This window comes from Zeimonas arvi, assembly GCF_008039575.1.
Classification (GTDB): domain Bacteria; phylum Pseudomonadota; class Gammaproteobacteria; order Burkholderiales; family Burkholderiaceae_E; genus Zeimonas; species Zeimonas arvi.
In genome coordinates this window covers 813036-839060 of the sequence record NZ_VDUY01000001.1, presented here as the reverse complement: position 1 = coordinate 839060, position 26025 = coordinate 813036, and the positions used below count along the sequence as shown (strand labels likewise).

The window sequence follows — 26025 nt, the reverse complement described above, 5'->3', positions numbered from 1 at the left end:
AAAGCGGCAGGGTCGCCGCGAAACCGGGGCGCGCGCCGGGGCGCGCGTCCTCATGCAGCGACCAGCTGCACTTTCATGCTGCGCGTCTTGTCGCGCGCGGTCTGGATCGCTTCGGCGGCCTTCTGCAGGGGCCACTCGCCGCTGATCACCGGACGCACGTCGACGCGCCGCGAGGTGATCGCGGCGACGGCGAGCTCGAACACGTTGCCGAACCTGAACGAGCCGCGCAGGTCGATCTCGCGCGACATGACAAGGTTGGCGTGAAGATGGATGCCCTCTGCGGGCAGCGTGCCGACCTGCACGACCACGCCGCCACGGCGCACCGACTCGAGGCAGGCGCCCAGCGCCTGCGGCGCCCCGGACACCTCGAAGGCCACGTCGAACTCGCCGCCCGCCGCCGCGGCCACCGTGGTGCCGGCGGGCAGCTGGTCGACGCGGAGGGCCTGGTCGGCGCCGACCTGCCGGGCCACCGACAGCGGATGGTCGACCACGTCGGTGATCGCGATCCGCGAGGCGCCAGCCAGCCGGCAGGCGATGACCTGCATGCAGCCGATGGTGCCGCTGCCCGTGATCAGCACCGACTTGCCGAGCAGGTTGCCGGCCCGGTTGGCCGAGTGCAGCGCCACCGACAGCGGCTCGGACATGGCGATCTCGCCCAGCGAGACGGCGTCGTTGGTGACCTTCACGCACTGCGACTCGGGCATCGTGAAGTACTCGCGGAACATTCCCTGCATGTGGGGGAACACGCTGGCGCTGCCCAGGAAGCGCACGTTGTGGCAGAGGTTCTCGCGGCCCTCTCGGCAGGCGGGGCACTTGCCGCAGGGGCTGGAGGGATTGATCGCGATGCGGTCGCCTTCCTCGACGCGGGTGACGCCGGCGCCGACCGCCGCCACGATGCCCGAGGCCTCGTGGCCCGGGGTGAGCGGCTCGCGGATCACGAAATTGCCGACGCGGCCGTGCAGGTAGTAGTGCAGGTCCGACCCGCAGATGCCGGCGGCGCCGAGCTTGACCAGCACCTCGCCGGCGGCCGGCGAGGGCATCGGCGAATCGATGATGCGCAGGTCTTCGGCGCCGTGGACTTTGCACTCGAGCATTGCTGGTTTCTCCCCCGGGGTATTCGAATTGCGGTTCCGCTTGGTGCGTCGGCGATCCTAGCACGCGTCTTGTGGACTAGTATACTAGTTCGCCATGTCCACCCTTTCGGGCAACAACCCGGGCCACAACGCGGGCCAAGCCAGCGCGCCGCGCCGCAGTCGCGTTGCGGTTCCGCAGATCTATTCCGACCTGCGCAGCCAGATCGTCTCGATCGCGCTGAAGCCGGGGGCGTGGCTGTCCGAGGCCCGGATCGCCGAGCATTACGGCGTGAGCCGCACGCCGGTGCGCGAAGCCTTCAAGCGGCTGGCCGAGGACGGCTTTCTCGACGTCGTGCCCCAGGTGGGGACCTACGTGGCGCGGATCGACATGCAGGCGGTGCGCGATGCCCACTTCGTTCGCGAGACGCTCGAGTGCCGGATCGTGGAGCTGGCCGCCGAGCGGATCGACGACGCCCAGCGCGCCGAGCTGGTGCGCAACCTGCGCGAGCTCGAGCTGGCGCAGCGCGGCGGCGATCGCGAGGCCCATTTCCGGGCCGACGAGTCCATGCACGCGATGCTTGCCCGTTTCGCGGGCCATGCCTACGCCTGGGACGTCATCCAGGAGGCGAAGGCCCAGCTCGACCGCATCCGCCACCTTGGCCTCACCCGGCCGGGCCGGCCTCGCGAGACCGTGCTCGAGCACCGGGCGATCGCCGAGCGCGTGATCGCCGGCGACGCGAAGGGTGCGGCCGAGGCGATGCGGGCCCACCTGGGCACGGTCATGGACGTGCTCGGCGCGATCGCCGAGAAGCACGCCGATTACTTCGACGACTCCGGTCGTCCCGGCGAGGGGCTGCCGGCCGGCCATTCCAGCCGCGAGGCGGTCGCCGCGCGAGACGAGGCTCGAGCAGGGGGCGAGGATTGAAAGCCAGTCGCATCGTGGCGATCCGCGCCACGCCGGTCACGGTGCCGCTCGAGGCGCCCCTGCTTCACAGCAACGGGGCGCACTGGGGGCGTTTCGTGCGCACGCTGGTCGAGGTCGAGACCGACGACGGCCTGGTCGGGCTGGGCGAGTTCGGCGGCGGAGGCGAGAGCGCCACCGCGGCGGTCGAAGGGCTGATCGGCTACCTGAAGGGGCATGATCCCTTCCGGCTCGAGGCCATGCGCTTCGCGATCTGCAACCCCACGGCGAGCCTCTACAACAACCGCACGCAGATCCACGCCGCACTGGAGTTCGCCTGCCTGGACATCATGGGCCAGAAGCTCGGCGTGTCCGTCTCCGAGCTGCTGGGCGGGCGCATCCGCGACGAAATTCCCTTCGCGAGCTACCTGTTCTTCCGCTACGGCGACGCGGACGGGCGCCACGAGGTGCGCACCCCGGAGCAGCTCGCCGCCCAGGCGCGCGTCCTGAAGGCGAGCCACGGCTTCACCTCGCACAAGCTCAAGGGCGGCGTGTACCCGCCGCGCCACGAGCTCGAGTGCTACCGGGCGCTGGCCGACGCGGTGGGCGGCGACCGGCTGCGCTACGACCCGAACAGCGCGCTGTCGCTGGGCGACGCGATCGAGTTCGGCCGCGCCATCGAGGGCCTGAACAACGACTACTACGAGGATCCGGTCTGGGGCATGCCGCAGCTCTCGCGGCTGCGCGAGTTCGTGCGCATCCCGACCGCGACCAACACCGTGGTGATCAACTTCGAGCAGCTGGCGGCCAACGTGGCGCAGCGCGCGGTCGACGTGATCCTGCTCGACACCACCTTCTGGGGCGGCATCCGGCCCTGCATCAAGGCGGCGGGCATCTGCGAGACCTTCGGTCTCGGCGTGGCGGTGCACTCGTCGGGCGAGCTCGGCGTGCAGTTGGCCACCATGCTGCACATGGGCGCGGTGGTGCCCAACCTCTCCTACGCTGCCGACGCGCACTATCATCACCTGCTGGACGACGTGATCGTCGGCGGCCCGATGCGCTACCGCGATGGCGCGATCGCTGTGCCCGAGGGGCCGGGGCTGGGCGTGAGGCTGGACCGCGACAAGGTCCGCCGTTACCACGAGCTGTTCCTGGAGCTGGGCGGCTACGCCTACGATCGCGATCCGGGCCGGCCGGGCTGGTATCCGCTCGTCCCCAATGCGCGCTGGGCGGATCCCGCGCAGCGCCTGGTGCCGGATCTCGGGGTGAAGCGTTGAAGGGTCCGGTGCGGCCGCGCTACGACCCGCGCGAGGTCCGCGTCGGCATCGTCCACCTGGGCATCGGCAATTTCCATCGCGCGCACCAGGCGGTTTACGCCGACGACGCGCTGGCCGCAGGCGAGCGCGACTGGGCGATCTGCGGCATCAACCTGCGCAGCCGCGACATCGTCGACCGGCTGAACGCGCAGGACGGGCTCTACACGTTGCTGGTGCGCGGCGCGGGCGAGGGCGACGCCGTTTCCGGCACCCGGGCGCGCGTGATCGGCGCGCTGCGCGAGGCCATCGCCTTCGCGGCCGAGCCGAAGCGCGCGACGGCCCGCCTGGCCGACCCGGCGGTGCGGATCGTCACGCTCACGATCACCGAGAAGGGCTATGCCGACGGCGTGGGTGGCGCGATTGCGTTGCTCCTCGACGGTCTCGCCGCGCGGATCGCGGCGCGGGCGGGCCCCCTCACCTTGCTGTCCTGCGACAACCTGTCGGGCAATGGCGACACGCTGCGCGAGGTGCTGGCGCAAGCTGCCGCGCGCCGCGGCGACCGGGCGCTGGCCGGCTTCGTGGCCGAGCGCATCGAATGCCCGAACACGATGGTCGACCGGATCGTGCCTGCCACCGGCCAGGCCGACATCGACGAGGCGCTGGCCCTGACCGGGCTTGCCGATGCCTGCCCGGTGGCCACCGAGCCCTTCACGCAGTGGGTGATCGAGGACCGATTCGCCGCGGGCCGCCCCGACTGGGCGCGCGACGGCGTGGCGTTCGTGCGCGACGTGGCGCCCTTCGAGGCGATGAAGCTGCGTCTTCTGAACGCCGCCCATTCGGCGCTGGCCTATCTGGGCGTGCCGGCGGGGCTCGACACGGTGGACCGAGCGATCGCCGATCCGGCGCTGCGCGGCTTCGTCGAACGGATGTGGCGCGAGGATCTCGCGCCCGGTCTGCCGGCCGAGGTCCGCGACGCGGTGCCCGGCTACTGTCGCGCCCTGCTTGCGCGTTTCGGCAATCCGGCGCTGGGCCACCGGCTGCGGCAGATCGCGATCGACGGCTCGCAGAAGATCCCGATGCGCTGGCTGCCCGCGGCGCGCGCGGCGCTCGCGCAAGGCGCGGTGCCCGATGCGCTGGCCGTGGCGATCGCCGGGTGGATCCGCTTCCTGGGCGGCCGGGGTGAAGGCGGCGAAGCGTGGACGATCGACGATCCGCTGGCCGCCGCGCTCGCCCAGAGGCTGGACGCTGCGTTCGCCGCCGACTCGCTCGCCACCGGCCCGCTCGCGGTCCTCGATCGCCGCGTCGACGCGGTGCTCGGCTTCGAGCCGGTGTTCGGCGACCTGGCCGGCCACGCCGGGCTTGCCGCGCGGGTGAAGCACTGGCATCGGCGGCTGCACGTCGAGGGCACGCGAGGCGCGCTCGAGTGAACGAGGCCGGCACGTCGCAGGCTTCGCGCGGCTCGCTCGCGGTGCTGCGCGCGCTCTGGCCTTTCCTGGCGCCCTACCGCTCGCGCGTGGCGCTGGCTGCGGTGGCCTTGCTGGTTGCGGCCGGCGCGACGCTGGCCCTGCCCCTGGCCTTTCGCCAGCTGATCGACCTGGGCTTCGCCGACGTGGCGGCCGCGGGCGCGGGCGTGAACCGCGCCTTCCTGGGACTGTTCGCGGTGGCGGTGGTGCTGGCGCTGGGCACCGCGCTGCGCTTCTACTGCGTGTCCTGGCTCGGCGAGCGGGTGACCGCCGACATCCGCAACGCGGTCTACCGGCAGGTGCTGCGCCAGGACCCCCGTTTCTTCGAGACGCTGAAGACCGGCGAGGTCCTGTCGCGGCTCACCGGCGACACCACGCTGATCCAGACGCTGGTGGGCACCAGCGTCTCGCTGGGCCTGCGCAACGCGCTGCTGTTCGCCGGCGCGCTGACCATGCTGGTCATCACCAGCCCCGCGCTGGCCGCGGCGATCGTGGGCCTGCTGGTGGTGGTCGTCCTGCCCATCCTGGTCTTCGGCCGGCGGGTGCGCCGCCTGTCGCGCGACAGCCAGGACCGGATCGCCGACGCCAGCGCGCTGGCCGGCGAGACCCTGAACGCGATCCAGATCGTGCAGGCCTACGCGCGCGAGGCCTTCGAGTCGGGCCGCTTCGCCGCCTCGACCGAGACCGCATTCGGCAGCGCGATCCGCCGGATCCGGGCGCGCTCGGCGCTGACCGCGCTGGCCATCGTCCTGGTCTTCGGCGCGATCGTCTTCGTGCTGTGGATGGGCGCGCACGCGGTGCTCGAAGGGCGGATGACCGCCGGCCTGCTGACCCAGTTCATCCTGTACGCGGTGATCGTGGGCGGTTCGGCGGGCGCGATCGCCGAAGTGTTCGGCGACGTGCAGCGCGCGGCCGGCGCCACCGAACGTCTGCTCGAGCTGATCGAGGCGCAGCCGGCGATCGCGGCGCCGGCCGAGCCGGTCCGGCTGCCGCGCCGGGCATCCGGGAAGGCGGCCCGCGCCGAGACGCCGGCGGCGGCAGGCGCGCCGGTGTCGGCGGCGGCCGTCGAGTTCGACCGCGTCGGCTTCAGCTATCCGTCCCGGCCCGCCGAGCGCGCGCTCGACGCGGTGAGCCTGCGCGTGGCGCCGGGCGAGACCGTCGCCATCGTCGGGCCGTCGGGCTCGGGCAAGACGACGCTCTTCCAGCTGTTGCTGCGCTTCCACGACCCGCAGGCGGGCGCGATCCGCTTCGACGGCATCGACCTGCGCAGGCTCGATCCGGCCGACCTGCGCGAGGCCATCGGCCTGGTGTCGCAGGACAGCATCGTGTTCTCGGCCGACGCGATGGAGAACATCCGCTACGGCCGGCTCGACGCGAGCGACGAGGAAGTGATCGCTGCGGCGCGCGCCGCGCGGGTCGACGAGTTCGTGGAGCGCCTGCCGCAACGCTGGCGCACCTTCCTCGGCGAGCGGGGCGTGCGGCTGTCCGGCGGCCAGCGCCAGCGCATTGCGATCGCGCGGGCCCTGCTGCGCAACCCGCCGCTGCTGCTGCTCGACGAGGCCACCAGCGCGCTCGACGCCGAGAGCGAGCGCGCGGTCCAGGCCGCGCTCGAAGAGGCGATGCAGGGCCGCACCACGCTGGTCATCGCGCACCGGCTGGCCACCGTGGTGAACGCCGACCGGATCGTCGTGCTGGACCACGGCCGCATCGTGGAGCAGGGCACGCACGACGCGCTGGCCGCGGCCGGCGGCCTCTACGCGCGGCTGGCCGCCATGCAGTTTGAGGTGAGATGAGCGCTGCGCTACGCTGGCGGCGGATAATCGCGGCTGGCGTCGATGCGGCACCCGAAGGCGAAGCATGACATCGACAGGAGAAACGAAAGTGGCGGGACGGTTGGAAGGAAAGCATGTGTTCGTCACCGCGGCCGCGCAGGGCATGGGCCGCGCATCGGTGCTGGCCATGGCGCGCGAGGGCGCTCGGGTGGTGGCCAGCGACCTGCGCGAGGACCTGCTCGAGGCGCTGGCCGACGAGGCGCGCGCCGAGGGGTTGCCCATCGTGGCGGCTCGGCTCGACGTGACCGACGACGCGGCCGTCGCGAAGATGATCGGCGAGCTGCCGCCGCTCGACGTGCTGTTCAACTGCGCCGGATACGTGCACCAGGGCACGATCTTCGAGTGCGAGGACGCCGACTGGGACCGGAGCTTCGCGATCAACGTGCGCGCGATGTACAAGACCATCAAGGCGGCGCTGCCCGGGATGCTCGAGAACGGCGGCGGCTCGATCGTGAACATGGCCTCGGTCTGCTCGTCGCTGCGCGGGCTGCCCAACCGCTTCGCCTATGGCGCCTCGAAGGCCGCGGTGGTGGGCCTGACCAAGCAGGTCGCCGCCGACTTCGTCGCGAAGGGCGTTCGCTGCAACTGCATCGCGCCGGGCACCGTGGAAACCCCCAGCCTGCACGACCGGATGCGCCAGCTCGGCGACATCGAGGAAGCCCGCAAGATGTTCGTCGCGCGCCAGCCGATGGGCCGGATCGCGACCGCCGAGGAGATCATCCCGATCGTGATCTACCTGGCCAGCGACGAAAGCGCCTTCATGACCGGGCAGTGCGTCGCCGTCGACGGCGGCATGACCATCTGACCTCTTTTACGTTCACCCCCCGATCCACACACGACCTCACTGGAGACCCCATGAAACTCGTTCGTTACGGAAAGCCCGGCAAGGAGAAGCCCGGCCTGATCGATGCCGCCGGCAAGCTGCGCGACCTGTCCGGCGTGGTGGCCGACATCGGCCCCGAGCAGCTCTCGCCCAAGGGCCTGGCGAAGCTCGCCAAGCTCAAGGCCGACAAGCTGCCGCTGGTGCGCGGCAAGCCGCGCTACGGCGTGCCGCTGACCGGCACCACCAAGTTCGTGGCCATCGGCCTGAACTACTCGGACCACGCGGCCGAGACCGGCTCGCCGGTGCCGAAGGAGCCGATCATCTTCCACAAGACGCTCAGCTCGATGGTCGGCCCGAACGACGACGTGATGTTGCCCAAGGGCTCGGTCAAGACCGACTGGGAGGTCGAGCTGGGCATCGTCATCGGCAGCCGCGCGCGCTACGTGACCAAGAAGGCGGCGCTCGACCACGTGGCCGGCTACGTGCTGGTCAACGACGTGTCCGAGCGCGAGTACCAGCTCGAGCGCGGCGGCACCTGGGACAAGGGCAAGGGCTGCGACACCTTCGGCCCGGTGGGCCCCTGGATCCTGACCGCCGACGAGGTGAAGAACCCGCAGAACCTCGACATGTGGCTCGACGTGAACGGCGTGCGCATGCAGACCGGCAACACGAAGACCATGATCTTCGACTGCGCCACGTTGGTGTCCTACGTGAGCCAGTTCATGACGTTGAACCCGGGCGACATCATCACCACCGGCACGCCGCCGGGCGTCGGCATGGGCATGAAGCCGCAGCAGTTCCTGAAGGCCGGCGACGTGATGACGCTGGGCATCGCCGGGCTGGGCGAGCAGAGCCAGCGGGTCCTGAAGTTCAAGGCCTGAAACCGCCCTCGGAACGTTCGCGGAGCGTTGCTCCGCGAACGTTCAGTTCGGCGGCTGACGGGTGCCGATGACGACCGGGTAGTCGGGCTGGCCGTTCTTCAGCCAGTTCACGATGTTCATCGCGGCCTTGCGCCGCAGCTCGATCTCCGACTCCACCGAATAGAAGGCCGAATGCGGCGAGAGCAGCACACGCGGATCGGACAGCAGCGGGTGGTCGGGCTGAACCGGCTCCTCCGGCAGGACGTCCAGGCCCACGCCTGCCAGTCGGTCGGTCTTCAGCACGCGCGCCAGCCCGTCGACGTCGACGATGGCGCCACGCGCGGTGTTCACGAGATACGAGCCGGGCTTCATCAGCGACAGCAGCTGTTCGCTCACCAGCCCGCGGGTCTCTTCGTTGAGCAGGCAGTGGATCGAGATGGCGTCGGCCTGCCGGAACAGGTCTTCGAGCGACACCCGCTGAACGTACTGCGGGAAGTCGCCCTCGATCAGGTAGGGGTCGTGCGCGATCACGCGCTTGAAGATCGGCTGGGCATAGTGGGCGAAGCGCTTGCCGATGCGGCCCAGGCCGAGGATGCCCACCGTGAGGTTCTGGGCGCGCGGGATCTTGCCGGGGCTGGTGTAGTGCCAGGTGCCCGCGTGGATGTCGCGGTCGTAGCGGGCGATGTTGCGGATCACCGAGAGCATCATCGACAGCGCGTGCAGCGAGACCTCGCCCACGCCGTAGTCGGGCGAGTTGGCCACCCACACGCCGTGGCGCGCGGCAGCGCGCGCGTCGATCGTGTCGTAGCCGGCGCCGATGCGCGAGGCCAGGCCGATGCCGGGGCGCGCGGCGAAGACCTTGTCGCCCACCGGCGCGTATTGCACCAGCAGCGCGCTGCAGCCTTCGGACAGGCGGATGACCTCGTCTTCGGTCCGGCACTGGCCTTCGACCAGCTCGATGCCGGCGTCGGCGAAGATCTTGCGCTCGAGCGAGACGTCGAGCATGTCGTAGTCGGTGAACAGTACTTTTTTCATTGGAGTCGTGCGGGTTCGGATCCGGGATCGGATCCGGGATGGAATCCGCCGCCAACGATACAGCAACGAGGAAGCTTCGAATGAACGAAATCGACCTGAAGGGCCGCGTGGCGGTCGTCACCGGTGGCGCGTCCGGAATCGGCGCGGCGATCGCGCAGCGGTATGCGTCCAGCGGCGCGCGCGTGGCGGTGTGGGACGTGAACGAGCAGGCGGCGAAGGCCACGGCCGCGGCGCTGCCGGCAGTCGCGGGCGGCGCGCACGCGGGCTACGCGGTGAACGTGGCCGACGAGGCCGGCGTGGACGCGGCCACCGCCGCCACCGTGGCCGCGATGGGCCGCATCGACGTGCTGTGCTGCAGCGCCGGCATCACCGGCCCGAACACCACCGTGGCCGAGTATCCGGCGGCGGAGTGGAAGAAGGTCTTCGACGTGAACGTGCACGGCGTGTTCCTGTGCAACCGCGCGGTGGTGCGCGAGATGCTGAAGAGCGACTACGGCCGGATCGTGAACATCGCGTCGATCGCCGGCAAGGAAGGCAACCCCAACGCCTCGGCCTACAGCGCGTCGAAGGCGGCGGTGATCGGCCTGACCAAGTCGCTGGGCAAGGAAGTGGCGAAGTCGGGCATCCGGGTCAACTGCGTGACGCCGGCGGCGGTGCGCACGCCGATCTTCGACCAGATGACCCAGCAGCACATCGACTTCATGCTTTCCAGGATCCCGATGGGCCGCTTCGGCGGCGTGGACGAGATCGCCGCGATGATCGCCTGGCTGTCGAGCGAGGAGTGCTCGTTCTCCACCGGGGCGGTGTTCGACCTGTCCGGCGGCCGCGCCGTCTACTGAGCCCACGGAGCGCACGATGACCGACGAACGCATGGGCGCACCTGAAGCAGGGAAGCGCGCAGCTGAAGCGGAGAATCGCCCACGCTTCGACGCCGCCGCGCTGACCGCCTTCGGCGAAGCGCTGCTGCGCGGCGCCGGGCTGGATGCCGGCAAGGCGCGCGACGTGGCCGAGGTGCTGGTCGAGGGCGACCTGCTGGGCCACGACACGCACGGGCTGCACCTTTTGGGCGGCTACCTGGGCGAACTCGAGAAGGGCTCGATGACCGTCGACGGCGATCCGCGCGTGATCGCCGAGCGCAGCGCGGTGGCCACCTGGGACGGCCGGCGGCTGCCCGGCCCCTGGCTGGTGCGCCGGGCGATCGCCTGGGGCGCGCCGCGGGCGCGCGAGCACGGCGCGGCCACGGTGGCGATCCGGCGCAGCCACCACATCGCCTGCCTGGCGGCCTACCTGGAGCAGCCGGCGCGCGACGGGCTGATGGTGGTGATCGCCAGTTCCGACCCGGCGGTGGCCAGCGTGGCGCCCTTCGGCGGCACGCAGCCGGTGTTCACGCCCAATCCGCTGGCGGTGGGCATTCCCGCCTCCGGCGGGCCGATGATGATCGACATCTCGGCATCGATCACCACCAATGGCATGAGCAACCGGCTCAAGGCGGCCGGCCAGCGCGGCGCGCACCCCTGGTGGCTCGACGCCGACGGCAAGCCGAGCGACGACCCGGTGGTGCTGTTCACCCAGCCGCCGGGCACCATCCTGCCGCTGGGCGGGCTCGACGCCGGCCACAAGGGCTACGGGCTGGCGCTGACCATCGAGGCGCTGACCGGCGGGCTGGCCGGCCACGGCCGCGCCGATCCGTCCGAGGGCTGGGGCGCCACCGTGTTCGTGCAGATCTACGACCCGGCGGCCTTCGCCGGCAGCGAGGCCTTCCTGCGCCAGAGCGACTGGGTGGCCGATGCCTGCCACGCCTCGCAGCCGCGCGATCCGGCGCGTCCGGTGCGCCTGCCCGGCGAGCGCGGGCTCAGGCTGCGCGCCGAGCAGCTCGCGCAGGGCGTGGCGCTGCATCCGGCGATCATGCCGGCGCTCGGGCCCTGGGCCGGCAAGCTGGGCGTGGCGCTGCCCGCGTCGCGCTGAGGCCCTCCGCAACCCACCCGCATTCGAACGACGAATTCGAACGACAAGAAAGGAATCCGCGATGAACGAATCCCCGATCCTGCTGATGGCGCCGCTGCACGGCCCCACCCAGGAAAAGCTCGAGTCCCGCCACACTGTGCACCGGCTCTGGGAGGCGCCCGATGCCGGCGCGCTGATCGCGTCGCTGGCCGACACCTGCCGCGTGGTGGTCACCACCGGCGGCAAGGGCATCGACGCGGCCACGATGGCCAGGCTGCCGAAGCTGGCGCTCGTCGCCTGCTTCGGCGTGGGCGTGGACGCGATCGACCTCGGCTACTGCCGCAAGCACGGTGTTGCGGTCACCAACACGCCCGACGTGCTGACCGACGAGGTCGCCGACCTGGCGCTGGCCCTGCTGCTGGCCACGGTGCGCCGCATTCCCTACGGCGACCGCTTCGTGCGCGAGGGGCGCTGGCTGAAGGGCGGCATGCCGCTCACCCAGAGCCTGCGCGGGCGCAAGGTGGGCATCGTGGGCCTGGGCCGGATCGGCGCCGCGATCGGCCGCCGCTGCGAGCCCTTCGGCACCACGATCGGCTGGCACGGCCCGCGTGCCAAGCCGGGCGTGGGCTGGCAGTACTTCGACGACGTGGTCGAACTGGCTCGCTGGGCCGACGTGCTGATCGCCGCCTGCCCGGGCGGCCCCGAGACGCATCGGCTGATCTCGCGCGCGGCGCTCGAGGCCCTGGGCCCGGAAGGCATCTTCGTGAACATCGCACGCGGCTCGGTCGTGGACCAGGCGGCGCTGGTCGAGCTGCTGGGCAAGGGCAAGCTCGGCTCGGCCGGCCTCGACGTGTTCGACGACGAGCCGAACGTGCCGCAGGCGCTGATCGAGATGGAGAACGTGGTGCTCCAGCCGCACATGGGCAGCGCCACGCACGCGACCCGCACCGAGATGGGCAGGCTGGTGCTGGAGAACGTTGCCGCGTGGAGCGAGGGCAAGCCGCTGGTCACGCCAGTGGCCTGAGCCTCGTCAGTACCGGTAGTGCTGCGGCGTGAGGTCCAGGCGCCGCAGCAGCTCGCGCGGGGTGCCGTCGGAGGTGCCCGCGCCGGCGCACCACAGTCGGGCGAGCTCGCGCCGGTGCGCGTTGAGCGTGTCGCCGGCGACCACCGGCCGCCAGTCGGGCCTGGACACCGGCGACCAGCCCTGGCCGTCGCGGCCGATGGCCAGCAGCGCGGCGCGGCCGTTGCCGCAGTCGATCGCCTCGTAGCCGATGTTGCGCACGCCGCTCGGGCTGGTGATCACGATCGTGTACTGCACGATCCGGCGGTCCAGGATCAGGAGGCTCGCCGGATCCACGCCGAAACGGTTGCGGCTGGTGGCGCTGACCTCGAAGGCCTTCGTGGCGCCTTCGGCAGGGATCGGCGGCATGTTCTCGGGCAGCGCTGCCTCGACCTTCTTGCGCTCCGGCGCCACGTAGTCGATCGTGGGGTTGTTGACCGGGTCGGGGGTCTGCGCGAACGCGGCCGAGGAAACGAGAGCGGCCAGCAGGGCAGGCGCCAGCGCCGCGCGCCTGGGCGCGGCGCGGCGCGCGCCGGCGTAGGGATGTCGCATCTTCATTGACCTTGTTCGGCGCCGCGCTGGACTTCGCCGGGTTCGCGCACGCGGCCGTGGCCCTGACGGTGGCCGTCGCCCCGCGGCAGCATCCGCGACAGTTCCTGCAGGGCGAGTCGGTACACCTCGCGCTTGAACTCGATCACCGCGTCGAGCGGAACCCAGAACTCGTTCCAACGCCAGGCATCGAACTCCGGATGGCCGCTGGCGCGCAGGTCGATGTCCGTGTCGCGCCCGACCAGCTTCAGCAGGAACCAGATCTGCTTCTGGCCGCGGTAGTGGCCCCGCCACTCGCGCCGCACCCAGTGCTGGGGGACGTCGTAGCGCAGCCACTCGCGGGTGCGGCCGATCACGCGAACGTGCTCGGGTCGCAGGCCGACTTCCTCGTGCAGCTCGCGGAACATCGCCTGTTCGGGCGACTCGCCGCGCTTGATCCCGCCCTGCGGGAACTGCCAGGAATGCTCACGGATCCGCTTGCCCCAGAAGACCTCGTTCCTCGAGTTGATCAGGATGATGCCTACGTTGGGGCGATAGCCGTCACGGTCCAGCATGGCCGCACCCCTTCGATCTCTTACAATTGAATCGATTATATAGAGCGAATCCCCTCATCCCATGAAAGCCTCCCGTTTCCACATTGCCACCCTCAAGGAGGCGCCCTCCGACGCCGAGATCGTCAGCCACCGGCTGATGACCCGCGCCGGCATGATCCGCAAGCTGGCCGGCGGCATCTACAACTACATGCCGATGGGCCTGCGGGTGATCCGCAAGATCGAGGCGATCGTTCGCGAGGAAATGAACCGCGCCGGCGCGATCGAGCTCCTGATGCCGGTGGTGCAGCCGGCCGAGCTGTGGATGGAATCGGGTCGCTGGGACAAGTACGGGCCCGAGCTGTTGCGGGTCAAGGACCGTCACGGCCGCGACTTCATCGTGCAGCCGACCTCGGAAGAGGTGATCACCGACATCGCCCGCCAGGAGCTGCGCAGCTACAAGCAGCTGCCCAAGAACCTGTACCACATCCAGACCAAGTTCCGCGACGAGCGCCGGCCGCGCTTCGGCATCATGCGCGGGCGCGAGTTCACGATGAAGGACGCCTACTCCTTCGACCGCGACCGCGAGTCCGCGCTGGCCAGCTACAAGATCATGTACGACGCCTACGTGGCGATCTTCGAGCGGATGGGCCTGAGCTTTCGCGCGGTGGCGGCCGACACCGGCGCGATCGGCGGCTCGGCCAGCCACGAGTTCCAGGTCATCGCCGACACCGGCGAGGACGCCATCGCCTGGTGCCCGGATTCGGACTTCGCGGCCAACGTGGAGCTGGCCGAGGCGCTGCCGCTGATCGCGAGCCGGGCGCCCGCCGCCGAGCCGCTGAAGAAGACCGCCACCCCCAACCGCGAGAAGTGCGAGGCGGTGGCCGAGCTGCTCGGGCTGCCGCTCGCGCGCACGGTGAAGTCCATCGTGCTGGCGGTGGACCGCCGCGAGCCGGTCAAGGACGGTTCCGAGGACTTCGCCGTCCCCGGCCGGGTGGTGGGTACCGACATCTGGTTGCTCCTCATCCGCGGCGACCACGAACTGAACGAGGTCAAGGCCGGCAAGGTGCCGGGGCTCGAGGGTTTCCGCTTCGCGAGCGAGGCCGAGATCGTCGAGCACTTCGGCAGCCCGCCGGGCTATCTCGGGCCCATCGGCACCGCGAAACCTGTGAAGGTGGTCGCCGACCGCACCGTGGCCAACATGAGCGACTTCGTCTGCGGCGCCAACGAGGAAGGCTTCCACTACACCGGCGTGAACTGGGGCCGCGACCTGCCCGAGCCGGTGGTGGCCGACATCCGCAACGTGCAGGCCGGCGATCCGTCGCCCGATGGCAAGGGTGCGTTGGCCATCCAGCGCGGCATCGAGGTCGGCCACGTGTTCTACCTCGGCACCAAGTACTCCGAGGCGATGAACGCCACCTTCATCGACGAGGACGGCAAGTCCAAGCCCTTCGAGATGGGCTGCTACGGCATCGGCGTCACCCGGCTGGTGGGCGCCGCAATCGAGCAGAACCACGACGAGCGCGGCATCGTGTGGCCGCGCGCGATCGCGCCCTTCGAGGTGGCGATCTGTCCGCTGGGCTACCGCAAGTCCGAGAAGGTGCGGGAGACCGCCGACGCGCTGTACGCCGGACTGCTGGCGGCCGGCGTGGACGCCATCCTGGACGACCGCGACGAGCGGCCCGGCGCGATGTTCGCCGACTGGGAACTGGTCGGCGTCCCGCTGCGGGTCACGATCGGCGAGCGCAGCCTGAACGAGGGCAAGGTGGAGCTGCTCGCCCGCCGCGGGATGCAGACCAGCGCGGTATCCGTCGGCGATGCGGTGCCGGCCGTCCGGCAGGCGCTTGCCGGCTGAGCCGGCCTCGCGGTTCAATCGGCGGATGCGCCTGGTCTCCTTCGCTCCGCCTCCCTGCGCGCTATCCGCGCGCGCCGGTTCCGCGCTGCGCGCGCGGATCGGTCGGCTGCGCACGCGCGTTGGCCCTCGCGTTGGTCGTTCGCTGGCGGCGCTGGCCGCGGCCTGCCTGCTGCTGGCCGGCGCCGGCAACGCCCATGCCGGCCGCCAGCAGTACGAGCCGCTCACCGACGCGGTGCGCACCGCGCTGGCCGCGGCGGTGAGCGACGACCGGGTCGGCGAGGCCCGCTACGACAGCGTGCTCGAGAAGGTGGACTGGCTGGCCGCGATGTCCACCCATCTGCCGCGGCGCTGGAAGCCGGATCACCGGCAGCGGGTGGAGTTCCTCGACGCGGTGCGCTACGAGGCGCAGCGCGCGGGGCTCGACCCGCACCTGGTGCTGGGCCTGATCGAGGTCGAGAGCGCCTTCCGGCGCTACGCGATCTCGCACGCCGGCGCGCGCGGCTACATGCAGGTCATGCCCTTCTGGACCGGCGTGATCGGCGACAAGGATCCGGCCAAGCTCTTCGACATGCGTGCCAACCTGCGCTACGGCTGCACGATCCTGCGCCACTACCTGGACATCGAGCGCGGCAACCTGTTCCGCGCGCTGGGCCGCTACAACGGCAGCCTGGGCCGCGCGGAGTACCCGAACCTGGTGCTGCGCGCCTGGAAGCGCTGGGAGGCGAGGGCGCCCGCGCCGCGGCAGCAGGCGGCGCCGATGCTGGCCGAGCTCAGGCCGGCTTCACCCGCACCTGCTCCGGCGGCCGGTCGATGACCGCCATGGTCAGCCGCGACACGCAGGTGCGGCGGCCGTCCTCGTCGTTGAGCTCGATCTGCCACACGTGGGTGGTGCGGCCCACGTGGATCGGCGAGCATCGCCCGTAGACCCAGCCCTTCGTGGCCGGCCGCAGGTGGTTGGCATTGATCTCCAGGCCCACCGCCGCCTTCGAATCGTCCAGGCACAGCCACGAGGCCACGCTGCCCAGCGTCTCGGCCAGCGCGACCGATGCCCCGCCGTGCACGATGCCCATCGGCTGCACGGTCCGGTGGTCCACCGGCATCCGCGCCCGCAGGAAGTCCTCGCCGATCTCGACGAACTCGATGCCGATGCGGCCGCACAGCGTCTGCGCATGCGTTCGGTTGATGTCTTCGCAGGAGGCGGTCTTCTTCCAGAGGGGGACGGGCATGGCGGGCGGTGCGGGCGAAAAGCCGCGATTCTAGCGCCAGTCGGGCGCTCAGGCCCCCACGATCCGGGCGAGCAGCGCCTCGAGTTGCCGGCGGTCCTCGGCGGACAGGCGGGCCGCCAGTTCGCGTTCGTGCCGGGCCAGCCGCTCGCGCAGGCCGGCCAGCGCGTTGCGCCCGGCCGGGGTCAGCTCCAGCGACTTCTCGCGCCGGTTCGGTCCGGCCCCGGCCTGCACCCATCCCTTGTCGGACAGGAATCGCACCAGGGCGACCAGGTTCGAGCGCTCGACCGCCATCGCGGCGGCCAGGTCGGCGGGCTTGATGCCGGGGTTGCTGCCGATCAGCTCCAGCGCGGTGTAGCGGGCCGCGGTCAGGCCGGTGCCGGCGAAGGCGCGCGCGAAGCCCTGCATGTTGGCCAGGTCGGCCAGGTGGACCAGGTAGCCCAGCGACTGCTTCAGCGCGCCGTGATCGACGGCGGCGGGACTATGATCGGGCTTGCGGATCGCCATGGTGATTGTTATAACGCATAGCAATCGAGGAGACAAAGAAAGTGAACCTGGCCGACATGCTGAAGCGCCGGGCAGCCGCATCGCCGCAACACCCGGCGATCCTGTTCGAAGGCAGCACGATCACCTATCGCGATCTCGACGAGCGCTCGTCGCAGCTGGCCCACGCGATGGCCGGGCGCGGCATCGCCGCCGACGACCGGATCGCGATCTTCCTGCCCAATGTGCCCGAGTTCGCGGTCGTGTACTACGCGGCGCAGCGGCTGGGCGCGGTGCCGGTGTCGATCAACGCGATCTTCCGCTCGGCCGAGGTCGAGTACCTGCTCAACGACTCGGGTGCGCGCGCGGTGTTCACCACCGGCGAGCTCGCCGGTTTCGTGCCGCGCGACAAGTGTCCGGCGCTCGAGCACGTGGTGGTGGTCGACGCGCCGGCCGGCAGCGGGGCGACGCCCGCCGGCGCCACGTCCAGCGGCGGCGCCCAGGTGCCGTCGGAGTCTTTGGCCGAATGGGTGTCAAGCCAGCCGACAAGCTTCGATCCGGTGTCGCGTGCCGCCGACGATCCCGCCGCGCTGCTGTATTCCTCGGGCACCACCGGCTTCCCCAAGGGCGTCACGCTGACCCAGGCGAACGTCGCGTCGAACATCGCCACCGCAGCGAAGTACTCGGGCTATCGGGCGGACGATCGGCTGGCCGCATTCCTGCCGCTCTTCCATGTGTACGGCCAGAACTACATCCTGAACGCGGCGATCCTGTCCGGCGCCACCGTGGTGCTGTTCCGCCGTTTCGTGCCCGATCAGGTGCTGAAGTCTGTCCAGCAGGACAGGATCACGATGTTCTTCGGCGTGCCGACCATCTTCATCGCCCTGTTGTCGGTGGATTTGACACCTTGGGACCTGAGCTCGATCCGCTACGAGATGTCGGCGGCGGCCACGATGCCCGAGGAGATCTCCCGCCGCTGGACCGAGCGCTTCGGCCGGCGGGTCTACGAGGGCTATGGCCTGACCGAGTGCTCGCCCTTCGCCTGCTACAACGACCTGGTCGAGCACCGTTTCGGCTCGGTGGGGCGGGCGGTGGAGGGCTTCGATCTCGCGATCTTCGACGAGAACGACCGGGAAGTGCCGCGCGGGGAGTGGGGCGAGATCGTGATCCGCGGCCCGGGCGTGATGAAGGGCTACTGGAACCGGCCCCAGGACACCGAGCGGGCGCTGCGCGGCGGCTGGCTGCATTCGGGCGACATCGGCCGGATGGACGAAGACGGCTACGTCTACATCGTGGACCGGGTGAAGGACATGATCAACGTGTCCGGCTTCAAGGTGTGGCCGGCCGAGGTCGAGCAGTACCTGTACAAGATGCCGCAGGTCCAGGAGGTGGCGGTCTACGGCGTTCCGCACCCCGAGAAGGGCGAGCAGGTGGCCGTTGCCGTGGTGCCCAGGGCCGGCCAGACCTTGTCGGCGGACGAGGTGATCGCGTACTGTCGCGAAAACATCGCCGCGTACAAGGTGCCGGCGCGGGTCGACGTGGTGAGCGAGTTGCCCAAGAGCGCCACCGGGAAGATCCTGAAGCGCGTCCTGCGGGACCAGGCCGGCCAGGTCTGATCGCCGTCGGCGCGCGGTAGAACTGACTGCACAGACAGACAACCAGGAGGAGACCACCATGACCCGAGTCACGCGTCGCGACTTCAACCGCCTTGCCGCCGGTTCCGCGGTCGCAGGTTCCGCGGCGCTGGCCGCGCCGGCCATCGTCCGCGCCCAGGGCAACAAGCTCAAGGTCGGCGTGCTGCTGCCGCGCTCGGGCACCCAGGCCTTCATCGGACAGTCCTGTCAGCTTGGCGCGGATATAGCGCCGGGGCCGCTGCGCGAGATGTTCGGCGTGGACATCGAGCTGATGAACGCCGATACCGAGACCAACGTGGAGGTGGCGCGGTCGCGGGCGGAAAAGCTGATCAACGACGGTGCCCAGTTGCTGATCGGGCCCTTCGATTCGGGCGCGGCGGCGGCGATCGCCCAGGTGGCCGAGCAACGGAAGATCCCCTTCGTGATCAACATCGCGGCCGCGCCGCAGATCACCGAGCAGGGCTACAAGTACACCTTCCGCAACTTCCCGACCGCGATCGACCTGATCCGCAATGGCCTGTCGCTGTTCCGCGACCTGTTCCAGGCGACGAACTCGGCGCCGCGCACCGCCGTCTTCATGCACGTGAACGACACCTTCGGGCAGTCGATGGCCAAGGGGATCTCGGCCATCCTGCCCCGGCTGGACTACCTGCCGTTCAAGGTGGTGGATACCATTTCCTACGATCCGGCGGCGCGCGACCTGTCGGTCGAGGTGGCGAAAGCCAAGGCCAGCGGCGCCGACATGGTGATGCTGGTCAGCCGGCTGAACGACGCGATCCTGCTGGTGCGCGAGATGGTCAAGCAGCGCTGGTCGCCGCAGGGGATCATGAGCCCGGGCTCGCCCGGCATGTACGAGGCCCAGTTCTACAAGGCGCTGGGGCCCAGGTACTCGGACTACGCGATCTCGAACGTGCCCTGGTACAACCCGAACGCCGCGCTGACCAAGCGGGTCGAGGCCGCCTTCAACAAGCAGTTCCCGAAGGAAAAGCTGATGTTCCACGCGCTGAACGTGGGCTTCACCTTCGAATCACTGATGATCGCCGCCGACGCCTTCAAGCGGGCCGGCAGCACCGACGGCACCGCCCTGGCCGACGCGATCCGGAAAACCAACATCGCCGACAGGATGATGGTCGGCGGCCCGATCAGCTTCGACGCCAAGGGCCAGAACACCCAGATTGCCTCGGCATGCATCCAGAACCGGGGCGGGCAGCCGGTGGTGGTGCTGCCCTCGAGTGCGGCGCAGGCGAAGCCGGTGTTTCCGGTGCCGGGGTGGACGCAGCGGGGTTGACGCAGCGAAGGGACGCCAGGCGCACCCCCTTCAAGTGTCGGCTAGTTTTACACCGCCCGGCGGAGGTGCCGCTGGGTTGTTTGCAAGTGATTGTTTTATAGACGCCATCATGGACAGGCATGCTCCTTGCTTCGGATTGGGCAAGATCCCTTGCGTTTATTAGGACGATGTCATGAAAGCTCCTCTCTCTGTTATTGCGGCCGCCGTGCTCCTGGGGGCGAGTGGGAGCGTCTTCGCGGCTACTTGCTCACTCGGCGGCACTCTCACGGCTGCTTCCCTTGGCACGATGTCGACTGCGGATGCCACGCTTTCCCTGAACGGGGGCGCAGCCATCGAGTCCGACGCATGCAACCTCAGCAACGACGGTAATGGCGGCAACACGAACGGCACCTTGCTCGGCACCTATTACAGTCCGACCTACGGTACGGGGAGCTTTACCCAAGTGCTGCAGGGCGCCACGATCAATGGTGTGACCTTCACCTCGATCAGTTTCGTTGCGAACGTCGCCCAAGATACGGGAACGTGGACGTTCAATTGGACGGGTGGTCCCGCCAGTCTCGATCTCGCGGTCGGCATTCACGCGTCGAACAGGGCTGGCACCTTCCTGTTCAACGATCGCGGCCTCGTTGCAAATTCGAGCGGTTCCGGGACTTGGGAAATCAACTGGCTCAATAACGGCGGAAACGTTCCCGATTTCTCGAACTTCAGCTTCTGGGCGAGGACGGGGGGTGGTGATGTTCCGGGGCCGGGTCCGCTACCCGAGCCCGCAATGCTCGGCCTGCTGGGTCTCGGTCTCGCCGGCATCGTTGCGGCTCGTCGCCGTCGCGCCGCCTGAAGTCGACCCGCTCGACGAAGAACGCCGGGGTTTCCCCGGCGTTTTTTTTTGGCTATGCTCGCCGCTGAAGTCGACGGTTATTCGTCATAACAATTCCGGGGAGACCGTCGCGTGCCCATCGACGCGATCGCCAACATCGTCCTCAGCGGCATCCTGACCGGCCTGGTCTACGGGCTGATGGCGCTCGGGCTGTCGGTGATCTACGGCGTGGTGCGCATCGTCAACTTCGCCCACGGCGAGCTGATGACCATGGCGATGTACGCCGCGGTGGTGGTCTTCGCCTTCGCCGGCCTCGATCCGCTGTGGATGATCGTGCCGGTGGCAGCAAGCTTCTTCGGGCTGGGTTACCTGCTGCAACGCGGCCTGATCAATCCCTTCATCGACCGGCCCGAGCACTCGCAGTTCATGCTTCTGCTGGCCGTCGCCCTGGTGCTGGTCAACGGCCTGCTGATCGTGTTCGGGCCCGACGCGCGCAACGTTCAGGTGGACTATGCGCTCGACTCGGTCGAGATCGGGCCGCTGCTGATCGACAAGGTCCGGATCATCTGCGCGGTGGTGGCGCTGGCCACCTGCGCGGTGCTGTTCGGCATCTTCCGCTACACCTCCTTCGGCAAGGCGATCCGCGCCTGCGCGGACAACCTGCTCGGCGCGCAGGTGGTGGGGCTGAACGTCAAGCACCTGTATGCGCTGACCTTCGGGCTGGGCACCGCCTGCGTGGGCGTGGCCGGCTGCCTGCTCACGCTGCTGGTCGACGTGACCCCGGTGTCGGGGCCGGCCTACACGCTGCTGGCCTTCATCATCGTGATCATCGGCGGGCTGGGCTCGATGGTGGGCGCGCTGGCCGGCGGGGTGCTGATCGGCGTGTCCGAGTCGGTGGCCGGTCTGCTGATCACGCCCTCGGCCAAGAGCATGCTGTCCTTCGCACTGCTGATCCTGGTGCTCGCCTTCCGGCCGCAGGGCCTGTTCTCGGGCAAGTGAGCGGATGAGCGCCCGCCGCGACCTGGTCGCCGTGTTCGCCGACGCGCCGACGCGCTCGCGCACGGCGCTGATCGTGCTTCTCGCGGCGCTGCTGGCGCTGCCGCTGGCGCTGGACCGATACCTGCTGTCGGTGATGATCCTGATCCTGTACTTCGCCTACGTGGGCCAGGCCTGGAACATCATGATGGGCTTCTGCGGCCAGCTCTCGCTGGGCCACGCGCTCTACGTGGGGCTGGGCGCCTACACCGCAGCGGCGCTGTACCAGCACTTCGGGATCATCCCCTGGGTGGGCATGGTGGCGGCGGTCCTCGTGTGCGTGATCGCCGCCACGATCATCGGCTGGTTGGCCTTCCGCTTCGGCATCTCGGGCACCTACTTCGCGCTGCTCACGATCGCCTTCGCCGAGTTCACCCGGATCGGCTTCGACCACTTCGGCTGGGTCGGCGGATCCGGTGGCTTCTTCCTGAAGGTGGTTCAGCAGGATCGCTTCGACCTGCTGAACCTGCGCGGCCATCCGCTGATGTTCTATTACCTGGCGCTGGGGCTCGCGGTGCTGGGCTTCGTGCTGTCGGCCTGGCTGCTGCGCGGCCGGCCCGGCTTCTATTTCCGCGCGATCCGCGACAACGAGGAAGCCGCCCGCGCGGCCGGCGTGAACACCTTCCGCTACAAGATGTATGCGATCCAGGTCTCGGCAGGCATGACCGCGCTGGCCGGCGTGTTCTTCGCGTTCTTCTACAACAACCTGTTCCCCGAGCAGATCTTCAACATCGGCCGCTCGATCGAGATCATCCTGGCACCCATCATCGGCGGTGTCGGCACGCTGTTCGGGCCGGTGCTGGGGGCGGCGGTGCTCACGCTGCTGTCCGAGGGCATCAACGAGGCGCTGGCCGCCACCGGTCACGAGATCCCGGGGGCCAAGCAGATCCTGTACGGGATCGCACTGGGGCTGTCGATCATGTTCATGCCCCACGGCATCTGGCCGGGCATCGCGCGCCGATTCGGTTTCGCGCGCAGCCGCGAGGAGACCGGGGAGGGCCGCGATGCTCGAGGTCGCTGAGGTCTCCAAGAGCTTCCGCGGCCTGCGCGCCGTGTCCGAGGCCTCGCTCGAAGTCAGGCAGGGCGAGATCGTGGCGCTCATCGGCCCCAACGGCGCGGGCAAGACCACGCTGTTCAACCTGGTGGCCGGCGCGATGAAGCCCGACGCGGGCAGCATCCGCTTCCTGGGCGCCGAGATCGCCGGCAAGCGCGCCGACCAGGTCTGCGATGCCGGCATCGGCCGAACCTTCCAGCTGGTCAAGCCCTTCGCCGACATGACCGTGCTCGAGAACGCGATGGTCGGCGGCTTTCGCGGCACCGCCGATCGCGAGCAGGCCCGCGAGCGCGCGTCGCTCGCGCTGCAGGGACTGGACATGTGGGCGCTTCGCAATCGCCCGGCCGCCAGCCTCACGCTGCCCGACCGCAAGCGGCTCGAGGTCGCGCGGGCGCTGGCGACCCAGCCGAAGCTGCTGCTGCTCGACGAGGTGATGGCCGGCCTTCGGCCCACCGAGACCGACCAGATGGTCGCGGCCTTCCGGCGGCTGGCCGAGCGCCACGGCATCACCATCCTGCTGATCGAACACGTGATGCGCGCGGTGATGGCGCTGGCCCAGCGGGTCTACGTGCTGCATCACGGCGAGATCATCGCGCAGGGCACGCCGCAGCAGGTGACCCAGGACCCGCGCGTGCTGGAGAGCTACCTGGGCACGGGGGCGGTGCACTGATGCGCGCGCCGATCATGCCTTCGGGAGGCGGGCGCTGATGCTGGCGGTCCGCGACCTGTCGGTCTTCTACGGCGACGCGCAGGCGCTCGACCGGGTGAGCCTGTCGGTGGGCGCGGGCGAGATCGTTGCGCTGGTCGGCGCCAACGGCGCCGGCAAGACCTCGCTGATCCGCACCGTGGCCGGCATCCTGAAGCCGCGCGCCGGCACGATCGAATTCGACGGCGTGGCCATCGGCGGGCTGGACAGCCACCGGGTCTGCGACCTGGGCGTGGGGCAGGTGGCCGAGGGCCGGCAGGTCTTTCCGTCGATGACGGTGCTGGAGAACCTGCAGGTCGGCGGGCTGCTGCCGCGCGCCCGCGGCCAGGCCGGCGGAACGCTCGAGCGCGTGTTCCGGATGTTCCCGCGCCTGAAGGAGCGCGCGGGCCAGCTCGCCGGCACCCTGTCCGGCGGCGAGCAGCAGATGCTGGCCATCGGCCGCTGCCTGATGGGCGCGCCGCGCCTGATCATGTTCGACGAGCCCTCGCTGGGCCTGGCGCCCGCGGTGGTGGCCGAGGTGCTGAACACGATCCGGATGCTGCACGGCGAGGGCATGACCATCCTGCTGGTCGAGCAGAACGTGGCGGCCTCGCTGCAGCTGGCCGATCGCGCCTACGTGCTGGAGAACGGCAGCATCGTGCTCGAGGGCAGCGGTGCGGCGCTGCTCGAGGACCCGCGGGTGCGCGAGGCCTACCTGGGGCTCTGAAGCGTCCGCGCCGCGCGGCGCGGCGGGCCTGCGGCAACGAGCCGCTGACCGGCGGTCGCCGGGGCGTTCCGCGAATGACGGTACCATCGGGGGGCGTCGGCAGTCCGGCGGCCCTGCAGTCTTCGCGTAGTTTCGATGCTTCGACCGTCCCCCGCTGCACGTATCGTCTTCCGATCGGCGTCCTTCCCGTCACGCTTTCGGCAGTGTGCGGCACGACTGCGCCCGCCTCGCCTTGCGGCCTGCGTGGCCGTCCTGTTCCTGGTCGGAAGTCCGTGGGCAGGCAGCGCCCGGGCCGGCTGCGACCCGCTGAGCGAGCCGCCCGGGTCGACCCCGAATGCGTCCGGCGCCGCGACGGCGGAGGGAGCTCCCACGCCGCCGTCATGGAGCATCGGCGAGATTGCCGACTCCAGCAACCAACACGTGGTGGTTCGCGGCGACAGCCTGACCTCGATCGGCGCGCGCTACGGCCAGTCGGTGCGGCGGATCGCCGAGACCAACGGCCTGGATCCGGGCGCCCGCCTGGAGGTCGGCCAAACGCTGATCGTCTGCTCGCGCCACCTGGCGCCGCGCGCGGCCGAGCTCGACGACGGCATCGTGATCAACCTGCCGCAGCGGATGGCCTTCCGCTATGTTGCGGGGCGGCTGGACGGCGCCTGGCCGGTGGCGGTGGGGCGCCCCGACTGGCCGACGCCCGTGGGCGACTTCACCGTTCGCACCCGCGAGCAGGACAAGACCTGGTACGTGCCGGTGTCGATCCAGGAAGAGATGCGCCGCGAAGGCAAGCCGGTGTTGACCCAGGTGCCGCCGGGGCCCGAGAACCCGCTCGGTCGCCACTGGATCGGCCTGAGCCTGCCGGCGATCGGCATCCACGGTACGAACGCGCCGGCCAGCGTCTATGGTTTCCGCTCTCACGGCTGCATCCGCATGCATCCCGACGACGTGGCGGCGCTGTTCGAGCGTGTGACGCTCGGCGAGCGGGGCCGCATCGTCTACGAGCCGCTTCTGCTGGCACGTGACGCGCGCGGGCGAATCTGGTTCGAGGCCAACCCGGACGCTTATCGGCGGGGCGGTGGAACGATCGAAACCGTGCGCGCCATGGCGCGTGAACAGGGCATCGCCGAAGCGGCGGTGGATTGGGCGCAGGTCGCGAAGATGCTGCGCGAGCGAGACGGGCTGGCCCGCGAGGCCGGCCCGATTCCTGGCGGACTCGCCGAAGCCGGCGCCGGGGCGGTGGCCGCCGGCGAGCCTCAGTCCAATGGAGGAAATCGATGATCGACCGAGTGGTTTCGCGGCGGCACCTGCTGCGCGCGGGTCTGAGGGGCGCCGTAGCCGGCGCGGGCATCGTGATGGCGGGCGGCGCGATCGCCAGGCCGATCCCGACCGTCGCCGGCTCGACGGCCGACGAACTGGCCCGGCTCGCCTTCGTGAACACCCACACCAGCGAGTCGCTGCGCGTGGTCTACCGCGAGGGGCCGCGCTACCTCACCAATGCGCTGGCCCGCATCGATCACGTGCTGCGCGACCACCGCACCGACGAGGTCCATCCGATCGACCCGGCCCTGCTCGACCAGCTCGACCGGCTGGCCGCGATGCTCGGCGTGGGCAAGGACCCCTATCACGTGATCTCGGGCTATCGCTCGCCGCGCAGCAACGCGATGCTGGCCTCGCGCAGCGGCGGGGTCGCGAAGATGAGCCTGCACATGGAGGGCCGCGCGATCGACATCCGGATTCCCGGCGTGCCGCTGGCGCGGGTGCGCGAAGCCGCGCTCGACATGAAGGCCGGCGGCGTGGGCTACTACCCGGGCTCGGACTTCGTGCATCTCGACACCGGGCGCGTGCGCAACTGGCGCGGGTGACCATCCGGGGGGCAAAGCACTGCCTGTCTGCCTGACCCTGCGCGA

26 protein-coding genes are annotated in these 26025 nt (G+C 70.1%); 20 read left to right on the top strand and 6 right to left on the bottom strand.

All coding sequences use genetic code 11. From position 1 onward, the window contains the following. Positions 1-50 precede the first annotated feature (50 nt). Entirely contained in the window at positions 51-1094 is a 1044-nt protein-coding gene (locus FHP08_RS03880; RefSeq protein WP_147702966.1) for an L-idonate 5-dehydrogenase, read from the bottom strand. A 94-nt stretch (positions 1095-1188) separates the two neighbouring features. Between FHP08_RS03880 and FHP08_RS03875 the strand changes: the two genes are divergently transcribed. From FHP08_RS03875 to FHP08_RS03850, 6 genes are all read left to right on the top strand, one after another. Next, positions 1189-1998 carry a GntR family transcriptional regulator gene (locus FHP08_RS03875; protein ID WP_147702965.1) on the top strand — a complete coding sequence of 270 codons (810 nt, stop codon included), beginning with the start codon at positions 1189-1191 and terminating at the stop codon, positions 1996-1998. Continuing rightward, the gene (locus FHP08_RS03870) at positions 1995-3251 is read left to right on the top strand and encodes an enolase C-terminal domain-like protein (protein ID WP_147702964.1); all 1257 of its coding nucleotides are present in this window, start codon (positions 1995-1997) and stop codon (positions 3249-3251) included. Before FHP08_RS03875 ends, FHP08_RS03870 begins: the two co-directional genes overlap by 4 nt. Next, a complete protein-coding gene (locus FHP08_RS03865; protein ID WP_187272154.1) occupies positions 3248-4657 on the top strand; it encodes a mannitol dehydrogenase family protein in 1410 nt (469 codons plus the stop codon). Before FHP08_RS03870 ends, FHP08_RS03865 begins: the two co-directional genes overlap by 4 nt. Next, the gene (locus FHP08_RS03860) at positions 4654-6486 is read left to right on the top strand and encodes an ABC transporter transmembrane domain-containing protein (RefSeq protein WP_147702962.1); all 1833 of its coding nucleotides are present in this window, start codon (positions 4654-4656) and stop codon (positions 6484-6486) included. The genes FHP08_RS03865 and FHP08_RS03860 overlap by 4 nt, the downstream gene beginning before the upstream one ends. A gap of 64 nt (positions 6487-6550) precedes the next feature. Beyond that, positions 6551-7330, top strand: a complete 780-nt coding sequence (locus tag FHP08_RS03855) for an SDR family oxidoreductase (protein WP_147702961.1) — start codon at positions 6551-6553, stop codon at positions 7328-7330. 50 nt (positions 7331-7380) lie between these two features. Continuing rightward, positions 7381-8229 (top strand): fumarylacetoacetate hydrolase family protein, encoded by an 849-nt coding sequence (locus FHP08_RS03850; RefSeq protein WP_147702960.1) that lies wholly within the window; start codon positions 7381-7383, stop codon positions 8227-8229. A 42-nt stretch (positions 8230-8271) separates the two neighbouring features. On the opposite strand, the gene FHP08_RS03845 is transcribed toward FHP08_RS03850, so the two are convergent. Next, positions 8272-9243 (bottom strand): C-terminal binding protein, encoded by a 972-nt coding sequence (locus FHP08_RS03845; RefSeq protein ID WP_147702959.1) that lies wholly within the window; start codon positions 9241-9243, stop codon positions 8272-8274. 80 nt (positions 9244-9323) lie between these two features. On the opposite strand from FHP08_RS03845, the gene FHP08_RS03840 reads away from it, so the two are divergent. The 3 genes from FHP08_RS03840 to FHP08_RS03830 all read left to right on the top strand — a co-directional run bounded on the left by FHP08_RS03840 (position 9324) and on the right by FHP08_RS03830 (position 12211). Further along, positions 9324-10082 (top strand): SDR family NAD(P)-dependent oxidoreductase, encoded by a 759-nt coding sequence (locus FHP08_RS03840; protein WP_147702958.1) that lies wholly within the window; start codon positions 9324-9326, stop codon positions 10080-10082. Between the two features lie 31 nt (positions 10083-10113). Further along, on the top strand, positions 10114-11208 hold the full coding sequence (locus tag FHP08_RS03835) for an Ldh family oxidoreductase (RefSeq protein WP_147703122.1): 1095 nt from the start codon (positions 10114-10116) through the stop codon (positions 11206-11208). A gap of 61 nt (positions 11209-11269) precedes the next feature. After that, positions 11270-12211 (top strand): 2-hydroxyacid dehydrogenase, encoded by a 942-nt coding sequence (locus FHP08_RS03830; RefSeq protein WP_147702957.1) that lies wholly within the window; start codon positions 11270-11272, stop codon positions 12209-12211. A 6-nt stretch (positions 12212-12217) separates the two neighbouring features. Here FHP08_RS03830 and FHP08_RS03825 read toward each other — a convergent pair whose 3' ends face one another. Next, the gene (locus FHP08_RS03825; RefSeq protein ID WP_147702956.1) at positions 12218-12805 is read right to left on the bottom strand and encodes a CNP1-like family protein; all 588 of its coding nucleotides are present in this window, start codon (positions 12803-12805) and stop codon (positions 12218-12220) included. Continuing rightward, positions 12802-13350: an RNA pyrophosphohydrolase gene (locus FHP08_RS03820; RefSeq protein ID WP_147702955.1), complete on the bottom strand. Its 549-nt coding sequence runs from the start codon at positions 13348-13350 to the stop codon at positions 12802-12804. The genes FHP08_RS03825 and FHP08_RS03820 overlap by 4 nt, the downstream gene beginning before the upstream one ends. A 61-nt stretch (positions 13351-13411) precedes the next feature. On the opposite strand from FHP08_RS03820, the gene FHP08_RS03815 reads away from it, so the two are divergent. Together FHP08_RS03815 and FHP08_RS03810 are read left to right on the top strand one after the other, a co-directional pair. Next, positions 13412-15181, top strand: a complete 1770-nt coding sequence (locus FHP08_RS03815) for a proline--tRNA ligase (protein ID WP_147702954.1) — start codon at positions 13412-13414, stop codon at positions 15179-15181. 25 nt (positions 15182-15206) lie between these two features. Beyond that, the gene (locus tag FHP08_RS03810) at positions 15207-15995 is read left to right on the top strand and encodes a lytic transglycosylase domain-containing protein (RefSeq protein WP_147702953.1); all 789 of its coding nucleotides are present in this window, start codon (positions 15207-15209) and stop codon (positions 15993-15995) included. Here the strand turns inward: FHP08_RS03810 and FHP08_RS03805 are convergent. Both FHP08_RS03805 and FHP08_RS03800 read right to left on the bottom strand, forming a co-directional pair. After that, positions 15952-16407, bottom strand: coding sequence for a hotdog fold thioesterase (locus FHP08_RS03805; RefSeq protein ID WP_147702952.1), 456 nt, complete (start codon positions 16405-16407; stop codon positions 15952-15954). The genes FHP08_RS03810 and FHP08_RS03805 overlap by 44 nt on opposite strands. Before the next feature lie 48 nt (positions 16408-16455). Next, a complete protein-coding gene (locus FHP08_RS03800) occupies positions 16456-16911 on the bottom strand; it encodes a MarR family winged helix-turn-helix transcriptional regulator (protein ID WP_187272153.1) in 456 nt (151 codons plus the stop codon). 41 nt (positions 16912-16952) lie between these two features. Between FHP08_RS03800 and FHP08_RS03795 the strand changes: the two genes are divergently transcribed. The 9 genes from FHP08_RS03795 to FHP08_RS03755 all read left to right on the top strand — a co-directional run bounded on the left by FHP08_RS03795 (position 16953) and on the right by FHP08_RS03755 (position 25980). Then, complete coding sequence (locus FHP08_RS03795) at positions 16953-18503, top strand: class I adenylate-forming enzyme family protein (protein ID WP_147702950.1); 1551 nt, start codon at positions 16953-16955, stop codon at positions 18501-18503. Between the two features lie 58 nt (positions 18504-18561). Then, the gene (locus tag FHP08_RS03790) at positions 18562-19809 is read left to right on the top strand and encodes an ABC transporter substrate-binding protein (protein ID WP_147702949.1); all 1248 of its coding nucleotides are present in this window, start codon (positions 18562-18564) and stop codon (positions 19807-19809) included. A gap of 172 nt (positions 19810-19981) precedes the next feature. Next, complete coding sequence (locus tag FHP08_RS03785; protein WP_147702948.1) at positions 19982-20644, top strand: PEP-CTERM sorting domain-containing protein; 663 nt, start codon at positions 19982-19984, stop codon at positions 20642-20644. A gap of 111 nt (positions 20645-20755) precedes the next feature. Next, a complete protein-coding gene (locus tag FHP08_RS03780) occupies positions 20756-21622 on the top strand; it encodes a branched-chain amino acid ABC transporter permease (protein WP_147702947.1) in 867 nt (288 codons plus the stop codon). 4 nt (positions 21623-21626) lie between these two features. Then, on the top strand, positions 21627-22679 hold the full coding sequence (locus FHP08_RS03775; RefSeq protein ID WP_147702946.1) for a branched-chain amino acid ABC transporter permease: 1053 nt from the start codon (positions 21627-21629) through the stop codon (positions 22677-22679). Further along, the gene (locus tag FHP08_RS03770) at positions 22663-23382 is read left to right on the top strand and encodes an ABC transporter ATP-binding protein (RefSeq protein WP_147702945.1); all 720 of its coding nucleotides are present in this window, start codon (positions 22663-22665) and stop codon (positions 23380-23382) included. Before FHP08_RS03775 ends, FHP08_RS03770 begins: the two co-directional genes overlap by 17 nt. Positions 23383-23419: 37 nt before the next feature. Beyond that, the gene (locus FHP08_RS03765; protein ID WP_147702944.1) at positions 23420-24124 is read left to right on the top strand and encodes an ABC transporter ATP-binding protein; all 705 of its coding nucleotides are present in this window, start codon (positions 23420-23422) and stop codon (positions 24122-24124) included. A 423-nt stretch (positions 24125-24547) separates the two neighbouring features. After that, the gene (locus tag FHP08_RS03760) at positions 24548-25396 is read left to right on the top strand and encodes a L,D-transpeptidase family protein (protein ID WP_222707804.1); all 849 of its coding nucleotides are present in this window, start codon (positions 24548-24550) and stop codon (positions 25394-25396) included. Then, a complete protein-coding gene (locus tag FHP08_RS03755; protein ID WP_147702942.1) occupies positions 25393-25980 on the top strand; it encodes a DUF882 domain-containing protein in 588 nt (195 codons plus the stop codon). The genes FHP08_RS03760 and FHP08_RS03755 overlap by 4 nt, the downstream gene beginning before the upstream one ends. Positions 25981-26025: the final 45 nt, after the last annotated feature.

Bases quoted from the DNA above. Each gene is read 5' to 3' on its own strand.
- FHP08_RS03805 (WP_147702952.1), bottom strand. From the start codon at position 16,407: ATGCCCGTCCCCCTCTGGAAGAAGACCGCCTCCTGCGAAGACATCAAC.
- FHP08_RS03855 (WP_147702961.1), top strand. From the start codon at position 6,551: ATGACATCGACAGGAGAAACGAAAGTGGCGGGACGGTTGGAAGGAAAG.
- FHP08_RS03820 (WP_147702955.1), bottom strand. From the start codon at position 13,350: ATGCTGGACCGTGACGGCTATCGCCCCAACGTAGGCATCATCCTGATC.
- FHP08_RS03835 (WP_147703122.1), top strand. From the start codon at position 10,114: ATGGGCGCACCTGAAGCAGGGAAGCGCGCAGCTGAAGCGGAGAATCGC.
- FHP08_RS03830 (WP_147702957.1), top strand. From the start codon at position 11,270: ATGAACGAATCCCCGATCCTGCTGATGGCGCCGCTGCACGGCCCCACC.
- FHP08_RS03770 (WP_147702945.1), top strand. From the start codon at position 22,663: ATGCTCGAGGTCGCTGAGGTCTCCAAGAGCTTCCGCGGCCTGCGCGCC.
- FHP08_RS03765 (WP_147702944.1), top strand. From the start codon at position 23,420: ATGCTGGCGGTCCGCGACCTGTCGGTCTTCTACGGCGACGCGCAGGCG.
- FHP08_RS03810 (WP_147702953.1), top strand. From the start codon at position 15,207: ATGCGCCTGGTCTCCTTCGCTCCGCCTCCCTGCGCGCTATCCGCGCGC.
- FHP08_RS03875 (WP_147702965.1), top strand. From the start codon at position 1,189: ATGTCCACCCTTTCGGGCAACAACCCGGGCCACAACGCGGGCCAAGCC.
- FHP08_RS03775 (WP_147702946.1), top strand. From the start codon at position 21,627: ATGAGCGCCCGCCGCGACCTGGTCGCCGTGTTCGCCGACGCGCCGACG.
- FHP08_RS03755 (WP_147702942.1), top strand. From the start codon at position 25,393: ATGATCGACCGAGTGGTTTCGCGGCGGCACCTGCTGCGCGCGGGTCTG.
- FHP08_RS03840 (WP_147702958.1), top strand. From the start codon at position 9,324: ATGAACGAAATCGACCTGAAGGGCCGCGTGGCGGTCGTCACCGGTGGC.
- FHP08_RS03880 (WP_147702966.1), bottom strand. From the start codon at position 1,094: ATGCTCGAGTGCAAAGTCCACGGCGCCGAAGACCTGCGCATCATCGAT.
- FHP08_RS03845 (WP_147702959.1), bottom strand. From the start codon at position 9,243: ATGAAAAAAGTACTGTTCACCGACTACGACATGCTCGACGTCTCGCTC.
- FHP08_RS03790 (WP_147702949.1), top strand. From the start codon at position 18,562: ATGACCCGAGTCACGCGTCGCGACTTCAACCGCCTTGCCGCCGGTTCC.
- FHP08_RS03825 (WP_147702956.1), bottom strand. From the start codon at position 12,805: ATGAAGATGCGACATCCCTACGCCGGCGCGCGCCGCGCCGCGCCCAGG.
- FHP08_RS03850 (WP_147702960.1), top strand. From the start codon at position 7,381: ATGAAACTCGTTCGTTACGGAAAGCCCGGCAAGGAGAAGCCCGGCCTG.
- FHP08_RS03800 (WP_187272153.1), bottom strand. From the start codon at position 16,911: ATGGCGATCCGCAAGCCCGATCATAGTCCCGCCGCCGTCGATCACGGC.
- FHP08_RS03785 (WP_147702948.1), top strand. From the start codon at position 19,982: ATGAAAGCTCCTCTCTCTGTTATTGCGGCCGCCGTGCTCCTGGGGGCG.
- FHP08_RS03815 (WP_147702954.1), top strand. From the start codon at position 13,412: ATGAAAGCCTCCCGTTTCCACATTGCCACCCTCAAGGAGGCGCCCTCC.